Origin of the sequence: Brevibacterium yomogidense (assembly GCF_016107685.1) — a bacterium.
Classification (GTDB): Bacteria; Actinomycetota; Actinomycetes; order Actinomycetales; family Brevibacteriaceae; genus Brevibacterium; species Brevibacterium yomogidense.
Genome location: NZ_JABASY010000005.1, coordinates 264,708 through 274,150 on the forward strand (window position 1 = coordinate 264,708; position 9,443 = coordinate 274,150).

Consider the following 9,443-nt stretch of genomic DNA (forward strand, 5'->3'; position numbering starts at 1 on the left):
ACACACCGAACACCCCCACTGGCCGGTTCACCCCTACCGGTCGCGAATGGAAGGAACAGCCACTATGGCTAAGCTCACCACTGAAGAGCTCATCGACGCGTTCAAGGAGCTCTCGCTCATCGAACTGTCGGACTTCGTCAAGCAGTTCGAGGAGACCTTCGAGGTCGAGGCAGCGGCTCCGGTCGCAGCTGCTGCGGCTCCGGCCGCCGGCGGTGCCGCACCCGAGGCCGCTGAAGAGCAGACCGAGTTCGACGTGATCCTCGAGGCTGCGGGAGACAAGAAGGTCCCGGTCATCAAGGAGGTCCGTGGACTCACATCGCTCGGACTGAAGGAAGCCAAGGACCTCGTCGACTCCGCTCCGAAGGCCGTCGTCGAAGGCGTGTCCAAGGAAGCTGCCGACAAGGCCAAGGAAGCTCTCGAGGGCGCCGGCGCAACCGTCACCCTCAAGTGATGACTGCCGTGTGAGCCGCCGTGCGCGGCGTGCTGCACACGGTTCCTCACACGCTCGAACCCCCGTCCCCACAGTGTGGGAACGGGGGTTCGTGCATTCAGGGGCTCAGTGTCACCGGTTCGGTGTTCGTCGTCGGTGGGGGAGTCGCGCTCGCTCGGGGTGGCCCGGAGGTCTCACATGGTCCGGGGATCTCACACGATGCGGGTGACGCGCACTCCGAACACCGCGTCCGTCGCAGCGTGTGATTCGTCGGGTGCGCCGGACTCGTCGGCCGGTACCGCGTCCGCCGCGAAGCGCGCAGGCAGCGCATCCTGGTCATCCGTGTCGTCCGCATCCTCGGAGGCCGCGAACGCGGCGAGATCCGTGCGCTGCGCTTCCGCGAAGCCCCTGCCGACCGGGCGCCCGTGCCCGGGGACGAAGACGTCCACACCGGGCACCTCCAGCAGGCGCTCCAGAGACCTGACCCACGCGACGGGGGTCGAATCGATGCCCACCTGGGGAGGCGCGCCCTCCTCGAGCAGATCACCCACGATCATGACCGGACCCACCCGGATCGCGAGGTCCGTGTCCGTGTGGCCCGACACGACGAAGAATTCCACCGCGTCGCCGGCCTCGACGGCGGAGTCTGCGGGGCCGTCCCCGTCACCGTTCTGCAGCCCGCTCAGAGAGAGGCGCTCACCGTCCTCGACCGCGCGCACGTCGACTGCGAGCGCTGTGGGGTCCGGGAGGTCGAACGCGTGCTCCGAGGCCTCCGCATGCTGCAGCCATGCGGAGCCGGGGGAGTCCCGCACGAATGCGTGCGACGCAAGGAATTCGGTGACTCCGGCCTCGGCGAGCGTCGCGTTCCCGAAGAAGTGGTCCCAGTGATCGTGGGTGTTCGCGACGACGAGCGGCAGATCCGTGATCTGTCTTAAAGCGGCGAGGATGCGCACCGCCTGGTCAGGCCCGGAGCCGGTGTCGACCAGCAGCGCGCGCGATGAGCCGACGACGAGGACCGACGTGAGGCGGACGGGATCGGTGACGAGTGTGAACACAGCCATGTCGGCATCGTCTCATCCTGGCGGTGACCGTGCCCGGACCGTGGCGCAGCAGGCGGAGCAGCAGCCTGTGCGTTCCTGGGGAAAGGGGGAGCCTACCACACGCAGTTTGCGCATTGGGGGACGCGCGAGTAGACTGATTTTTTGCATTGCTCTGCCTTCGTGTTGCCTTCATATAGCGGTGGGCCAAACGGAGCTCGAATCCCATGTCCCTGTGTACGGATCCCGTGCACGTCGACGTCGGAAACGGGCGGGCAGGCCGAACCGGAGACATCAGGTTTCACCCGGAAGGATCCCATTGGCTGCTGCCGACGAACACACCACGACCGCTCCCCACCCGCAGCGCATCTCCTTCGCGAAGATTCGCGAACCCCTTGAAGTCCCTGACCTCCTCAGCCTTCAGACCGACAGCTTCGACTGGCTGATCGGGAACGACCGCTGGCAGGACCGCGTCATCGAGGCCACGGAGACCGGCGACGAATCCGTCGCCACCGTCTCGGGGCTCGAAGAGATCTTCGAGGAGATCTCCCCGATCGAGGACTTCGCGGGAGCGATGTCCCTGTCGTTCCGGGAGCACCGCTTCGAACCGCCCAAGTACTCCGTCGACGAGTGCAAGGAGCGGGACATGACATACTCCGCGCCCCTGTTCGTCACCGCGGAGTTCATGAACAACAACACGGGCGAGATCAAGTCTCAGACGGTGTTCATGGGTGACTTCCCACTCATGACCCCTCAGGGCACCTTCGTCATCAACGGCACGGAGCGCGTGGTCGTCTCCCAGCTCGTCCGCTCGCCGGGCGCGTACTTCGAGACGACGCCCGACCGCACCTCCGACAAGGACATCTTCACCGCGAAGATCATCCCGTCGCGCGGTGCATGGCTCGAATTCGAGATCGACAAGCGCGATCAGGTGGGCGTCCGCCTCGACCGCAAGCGCAAGCAGTCCGTCACGGTCCTGCTGAAGGCGCTGGGCTGGAGCGAATCGAAGATCCTCGAGGAATTCGGCCAGTACGAGTCGATGCGCGAGACCATGGCGAAGGACACGGTCCAGACGCAGGACGAAGCGCTGCTCGACATCTACCGCAAGCTGCGCCCCGCGGAGCCCGCGACGACAGAGGCAGCGCGCACGCTGCTCAACAACCTGTACTTCAACCCCAAGCGCTACAACCTCGACAAGGTCGGTCGCTACAAGATCAACCGCAAGCTGGGCATTGACGCGCCGCTGTCGGACTCCGTCCTCAGCACGGACGACGTCGTCGCGACGATCCGCTACATCGTCGCGCTGCACGCCGGCGATGAGACGATGCCGGGTGTGCGCGACGGCGAGGCGATCGACCTCCGCGTCGCGGACGACGACATCGACCACTTCGGCAACCGCCGCATCCGCGCAGTGGGCGAGCTCATCGAGAACCAGGTCCGCACCGGCCTGTCACGGATGGAGCGAGTCGTGCGCGAGCGCATGACGACCCAGGACGTCGAAGCGATCACGCCGCAGTCGCTCATCAACATCCGCCCGGTCGTCGCTGCGATCAAGGAGTTCTTCGGCACCAGCCAGCTCTCGCAGTTCATGGACCAGAACAACCCGCTGGCAGGCCTCACGCACAAGCGTCGCCTGTCCGCGCTGGGCCCCGGCGGTCTGTCGCGCGACCGTGCAGGCATGGAAGTCCGCGACGTCCACCCGTCGCACTACGGACGCATGTGCCCGATCGAGACTCCGGAAGGCCCGAACATCGGCCTCATCGGCTCGCTCGCCTCCTACGCGCGGATCAACCCGTTCGGCTTCATCGAGACGCCCTACCGCAAGGTCAAGGACGGCGTCGTCTCCGACGAGACGATGTACCTCACCGCCGACGACGAGCTCGACTACACGATCGCGCAGGCGAACGCGCCGCTGGGCGACGACTCGAAGTTCGTCGAGGACCTCGTCCTCGCCCGTCCGAAGGGCGGATCCGGTGAAGCGGAGCTGATCCCGGTCGCAGACATCGACTTCATGGACGTGTCCGCGCGCCAGATGGTCTCCGTCGCGACCGCGCTCATCCCCTTCCTCGAGCACGATGACGCCAACCGCGCCCTCATGGGTGCGAACATGCAGCGCCAGGCCGTCCCGCTGGTCCGTGCCGAAGCCCCTTACGTGGGCACGGGCATGGAGTACCGCGCGGCCGTCGACGCGGGCGACGTCATCACCGCTGACAACTCCGGCGTTGTGACGGAGGTGTCCGCCGACTACGTGACCGTCATGAATGACGACGGCACGCAGCAGGTGTACAAGGCGGAGAAGTTCCGCCGGTCCAACCACGGCACGTCCTACAACCAGCGCATCGTCGTCGACGAAGGCGATCGCGTGGAGGTCGGGTCCGTGCTGGGTGACGGCCCGTCGACGGAAGACGGCGAGATGGCGCTGGGCAAGAACCTGCTCGTCGCCTTCATGTCCTGGGAGGGCTACAACTTCGAGGACGCCATCATCCTGTCCCAGCGCATGGTGCAGGACGACGTCCTCTCCTCGATCCACATCGAAGAGCACGAAGTCGACGCACGCGACACCAAGCTGGGCGCGGAGGAGATCACCCGGGACATCCCGAACATCGCTCCGGACGCACTGGCGGACCTGGACGAGCGCGGCATCATCCGCATCGGTGCTGAAGTCACCGACGGCGACATCCTGGTGGGCAAGGTGACGCCGAAGGGTGAAACCGAGCTCACTCCGGAGGAGCGCCTGCTGCGTGCGATCTTCGGTGAGAAGTCGCGCGAAGTCCGCGACACCTCTCTCAAGGTCCCGCACGGCGAATCCGGCACAGTCATCTCCGTCAAGGTCTTCGACCGCGACGAGGACGACGAACTGGCGCCCGGCGTCAACCAGCTGGTCCGCGTCTACGTCGCCCAGCGACGCAAGATCACGATCGGCGACAAGATGGCCGGCCGCCACGGCAACAAGGGTGTCATCTCCCGGATCCTGCCCGTCGAGGACATGCCGTTCCTCGAGGACGGCACGCCGGTCGACATCATCCTCAACCCGCACGGTGTGCCTCGCCGTATGAACATCGGCCAGGTCATGGAAGTCCACATGGGATGGATCTCCAAGCAGGGCTGGAAGCTCGAGGGCACCCCGGAGTGGGCGGAGAAGATGCACGGCTTCGTCGACGAGGCGGAGCCGGGCACCACTGTCGCGACCCCCGTGTTCGACGGCGCCCACTGGGAAGAGCTGCGGGGCCTCCTCGAGGCCGCGAAGCCCAACCAGGACGGCGAACGCCTCGTCGACGCGTCGGGCAAGGCCCGTCTGTTCGACGGCCGCTCGGGTGAGCCGTTCCCGTACCCCGTCTCCGTGGGCTACATGTACATGCTCAAGCTGCACCACCTCGTGGACGACAAGATCCACGCACGATCGACCGGACCGTACTCCATGATCACCCAGCAGCCGCTGGGAGGTAAGGCACAGTTCGGTGGTCAGCGCTTCGGTGAGATGGAGGTGTGGGCGCTCGAAGCATACGGTGCGGCCTACACGCTCCAGGAACTCCTCACCATCAAGTCGGACGACATCCCCGGTCGCGTGAAGGTCTACGAAGCGATCGTCAAGGGTGAGAACCTGCCGGACCCGGGAATCCCGGAATCCTTCAAGGTCCTCATCAAGGAGATGCAGTCGCTCTGCTTGGACATCGAGGTGCTTTCGTCCGATGGCATGCACGTGGAGATGCGCGATTCCGATGAGGAGGTCTTCCGCGCCGCGGAGGAACTGGGCATCAACCTGTCTCGCCACGAAGCGAACACCGTCGAAGAAGTCTGACCCACCGAACGAACATGCGGTGATCCCCGGGATCGCCGCGACAACAGAGAAGGATTCACGTGCCTGACGTCAATTTCTTTGATGAACTGCGCATCGGCCTCGCCACGGCCGACGACATCCGCCGATGGTCGCACGGTGAGGTCAAGAAGCCAGAGACCATCAACTACCGCACCCTCAAGCCCGAGAAGGACGGCCTCTTCTGCGAGCGCATCTTCGGACCCACACGGGACTGGGAGTGCGCGTGCGGGAAGTACAAGCGCGTCCGCTTCAAGGGCATCATCTGCGAGCGCTGCGGCGTAGAGGTGACTCGCGCCAAGGTGCGCCGTGAGCGGATGGGCCACATCGAGCTCGCCGCTCCGGTCACCCACATCTGGTACTTCAAGGGCGTCCCGTCGCGCTTGGGCTACCTGCTCGACCTCGCTCCGAAGGACCTCGAGAAGGTCATCTACTTCGCGGCCTACATGATCACGTCCGTGGACGAGGACTCGCGTCACCGCGACCTACCGACTCTGCAGAACCAGATCGACGTGGAGAAGAAGCGGGTCGAGAACCGCCGGGACTCCGACGTGGATCGCCGTGCCAAGAAGCTCGAAGAGGACCTCAAGGCCCTCGAAGCCGACGGTGCGACGGCCGCTGCGAAGCGGAAGATCGAAACGCAGGCCGAAAAGGAGATGGGCAACCTCCGGAAGGCGGCGGACCGCGAGATCGACCGGATCGAGAAGGTCTGGGACCGGTTCAAGGGCCTCAAGGTCTCCGACCTGGAAGGCGACGAGTCGCTGTACCGCGACATGGTTGCCCGCTTCGGCCTCTACTTCTCCGGCTCCATGGGTGCCGCTGCCATCCAGCAGCGACTCAAGGACTTCGACCTCGAAGCAGAAGCGGAGATGCTCCGCGAGCTCATCAAGACCGGCAAGGGACAGCGGAAGACTCGGGCGCTCAAGCGCCTCAAGGTCGTCAACGCGTTCCTCACGACGGACAACTCGCCGGAAGGCATGGTCCTGGACGCCGTCCCGGTGATCCCGCCGGACCTGCGCCCCATGGTGCAGCTGGACGGTGGCCGCTTCGCGACCTCCGACCTGAATGACCTGTACCGCCGTGTCATCAACCGGAACAACCGCCTCAAGCGGCTCCTCGATCTCGGTGCACCCGAGATCATCGTGAACAACGAGAAGCGGATGCTGCAGGAGTCGGTCGACTCGCTGTTCGACAACGGTCGGCGTGGTCGTCCGGTCACCGGACCGGGCAACCGTCCGCTCAAGTCGCTGTCCGACATGCTCAAGGGCAAGCAGGGACGGTTCCGTCAGAACCTCCTGGGCAAGCGCGTCGATTACTCCGGTCGTTCTGTCATCGTCGTGGGCCCCACGCTGCAGCTGCACCAGTGCGGCCTGCCGAAGACGATGGCGCTGGAGCTCTTCAAGCCGTTCGTGATGAAGCGCCTGGTCGACCTCAACCACGCTCAGAACATCAAGTCCGCGAAGCGGATGGTCGAGCGTCAGCACGGCCAGGTGTGGGACGTGCTCGAAGAGGTCATCACGGAGCACCCGGTGCTGCTCAACCGCGCACCCACGCTGCACCGACTGGGCATCCAGGCGTTCGAACCGCAGCTAGTCGAGGGCAAGGCCATTCAGATCCACCCGCTCGTCTGCTCCGCTTTCAACGCGGACTTCGACGGTGACCAGATGGCCGTGCACCTGCCGCTGTCCACTGAGGCGCAGGCAGAGGCTCGTGTCCTCATGCTGTCCGCGAACAACATCCTGAAGCCGTCCGACGGCAAGCCCGTGACCATGCCTTCGCAGGACATGATCGTCGGCATCTTCCACCTCACGAGCGAGCGCTCCGGTGCGATCGGTGAGGGACGCGAGTTCAAGGACATCAGCGAAGCGATCATGGCGTTCGATCTGGGCGAGCTCGACCTCGGCGCCAAGATCCGCGTCCGGATCGACGACCTGGTGCCGAGCAGGGACGTCGAGCTGCAGGAGGGGTGGGAGACCGGTCAGCCGGCACTCATCACGACGACGCTCGGACGAGCACTCTTCAACACGGTGCTGCCGGAATCCTACGAGTACGTGAACCGCACCGTGGACAAGAAGCTGCTGTCCGCGATCGTCAACCGCCTGGCGGACCAGTACCCGAAGGTCGAGGTCGCTCAGACCCTCGACAACTTCAAGGCCGACGGCTTCTACTGGGCCACCCGGTCCGGCATCACCGTCGCGATGTCCGACATCGTGGCGCCGGAGGCGAAGAAGGATCTGCTGGACGGTGCGGAGGAGCTCGTCGACCGCGTCGAGGAGCAGTACGAGATCGGTGCACTCACCCATGAGGAGCGTCGTGCGGAGCTCGTGAAGATCTGGACCGAAGCGACGGACAAGGTGTCCGATGCGATGGAGCAGAACTTCCCCGAGGAGAACTCCGTTCTGCGTCTCGTGAATTCGGGCGCATCGGGCAACTGGATGCAGGTCCGCCAGCTGGCGGGCATGCGCGGGCTCGTGACGAACCCCAAGGGTGAGATCATCCCGCGCCCCATCAAGTCGAACTATCGCGAAGGACTGTCCGTCCTCGAGTACTTCATTGCGTCGCACGGCGCGCGCAAGGGGCTCGCGGACACCGCGCTGCGAACGGCTGACTCCGGCTACCTGACCCGTCGACTCGTCGACGTGTCGCAGGACGTCATCGTCCGGGCGGAGGACACCGATTCGGCCAAGGGCATCACCCTGCCGATCGCACAGCGCTCCTTCGACGGGACCCTCGAGCCGCACGAATACGTCGAGACCAGCGTCTACGGCCGTCTCACGGTCGCGGACGTCATGGGTGCGGACGGTGAGGTGATCGTGCCGGCCAAGACGGATGTGACCGTCGACGTCATCGATCTCCTCGTGGCGAACGGCGTCGAGGACCTCAAGGTCCACTCCGTTCTCACCGCGGACTCGGACGTGCAGATCTCCGCGATGCACTACGGCCGTTCGATGGCGACGGGCAAGCTCGTCGACATCGGCGAGGCCATCGGCACCGTTGCGGCGCAGTCGATCGGTGAGCCCGGCACACAGCTGACGATGCGCACGTTCCACACCGGTGGTGTCGCAGCCGGCGGCGGTGACATCACGCAGGGCCTGCCCCGTGTGACCGAGCTCTTCGAAGCGCGGACACCGAAGGGCTTCGCCCCGATCGCGGAGGCTGCTGGCCGTGTGAAGATCGACGATTCGCGCAAGACGCGGTTCGTCATCATCACACCGGACGACGGAAGCGAAGAGATCGAGCACGCGGTGGGACGCCGCAACCGCCTCCTCGTGGAGGACGGCCAGCGGGTCGACGCCGGTTCGCAGCTCGTCGAAGGCGCCATCGATCCCAAGCAGGTGCTCCGCATCCGCGGTCGCCGCGAGGCCGAACGGTTCCTCGTCGACGAGGTGCAGAAGGTGTACCGGTCCCAGGGTGTGGGCATCCACGACAAGCACATCGAGGTCATCGTCCGGCAGATGCTCCGTCGCGTGACGGTCATCGAGTCGGGTGACACCAAGCTGCTCCCGGGCGAGCTGGTGGACCGCGGTCGCTACCAGGAGGAGAACAAGCGCGTCGTGCAGGAAGGCGGCCAGCCGGCTTCCGCGCGCGATGAGCTGATGGGCATCACGAAGGCGTCGCTCGCGACCGAATCGTGGCTGTCTGCGGCATCCTTCCAGGAGACGACCCGCGTGCTGACTGAAGCGGCACTCGAGGGACGCTCCGACCCGCTCCTGGGTCTCAAGGAGAATGTCATCCTCGGTAAGCTCATCCCTGCAGGCACCGGTATGCACAAGTACCGGGACATGATCGTCGAGCCGACGGAAGAGGCGAAGCAGGAGCTGTTCACCAACTCCTACAGCGACTTCTACCCGCCGCTCGGATCCGACACGGGTGCTGCGATCCCGCTCGAGGACTACGACTTCGGCTCCTTCAGCTGATCCGGTCCTCTGAGAGGCGAAGGCCCGCACATGCAGTCGCATGTGCGGGCCTTCCGCTATTCAGGGGCGAGGGGAGCGCCGGTCCCGAACGCTGTGGCGTCGGAAGTCGAGTGAAGGGGACCTGGATGTGCGTAAAGATTCTCTTCATCAGGATCGTGCGCGCGTGCCGGACTCATGCGTGATGTGCTCGCCTGAGGCCCTGAGGCCCTGAGGCCCTGAGGCCCTGAGGCCCTGAGGCCCTGAGG

General features: G+C 65.3%; 4 protein-coding genes. 3 read left to right on the forward strand and 1 reads right to left on the reverse strand.

Annotation, left to right across the window (positions count from 1 at the left end; all coding sequences use genetic code 11):
* The first annotated feature begins 64 nt into the window (after positions 1 to 64).
* The gene (rplL, locus tag JFC09_RS13490) at positions 65 to 451 is read left to right on the forward strand and encodes a 50S ribosomal protein L7/L12 (RefSeq protein ID WP_198394539.1); all 387 of its coding nucleotides are present in this window, start codon (positions 65 to 67) and stop codon (positions 449 to 451) included.
* Positions 452 to 642: 191 nt separating this feature from the next.
* Here rplL and JFC09_RS13495 read toward each other — a convergent pair whose 3' ends face one another.
* Positions 643 to 1,491, reverse strand: a complete 849-nt coding sequence (locus JFC09_RS13495; RefSeq protein WP_198394540.1) for an MBL fold metallo-hydrolase — start codon at positions 1,489 to 1,491, stop codon at positions 643 to 645.
* Between the two features lie 289 nt (positions 1,492 to 1,780).
* Here JFC09_RS13495 and rpoB point away from each other — a divergent pair, with 289 nt between their 5' ends.
* Both rpoB and JFC09_RS13505 read left to right on the forward strand, forming a co-directional pair.
* Positions 1,781 to 5,266: a DNA-directed RNA polymerase subunit beta gene (gene rpoB / locus JFC09_RS13500; RefSeq protein WP_408610969.1), complete on the forward strand. Its 3,486-nt coding sequence runs from the start codon at positions 1,781 to 1,783 to the stop codon at positions 5,264 to 5,266.
* Positions 5,267 to 5,325: 59 nt separating this feature from the next.
* On the forward strand, positions 5,326 to 9,198 hold the full coding sequence (locus JFC09_RS13505) for a DNA-directed RNA polymerase subunit beta' (protein ID WP_198394542.1): 3,873 nt from the start codon (positions 5,326 to 5,328) through the stop codon (positions 9,196 to 9,198).
* Positions 9,199 to 9,443 lie beyond the last annotated feature (245 nt).

Excerpts from the sequence above, each read along its gene's own strand:
- JFC09_RS13495 (WP_198394540.1), bottom strand. The coding sequence starts at position 1,491 with ATGGCTGTGTTCACACTCGTCACCGATCCCGTCCGCCTCACGTCGGTC.
- rplL (WP_198394539.1), top strand. The coding sequence starts at position 65 with ATGGCTAAGCTCACCACTGAAGAGCTCATCGACGCGTTCAAGGAGCTC.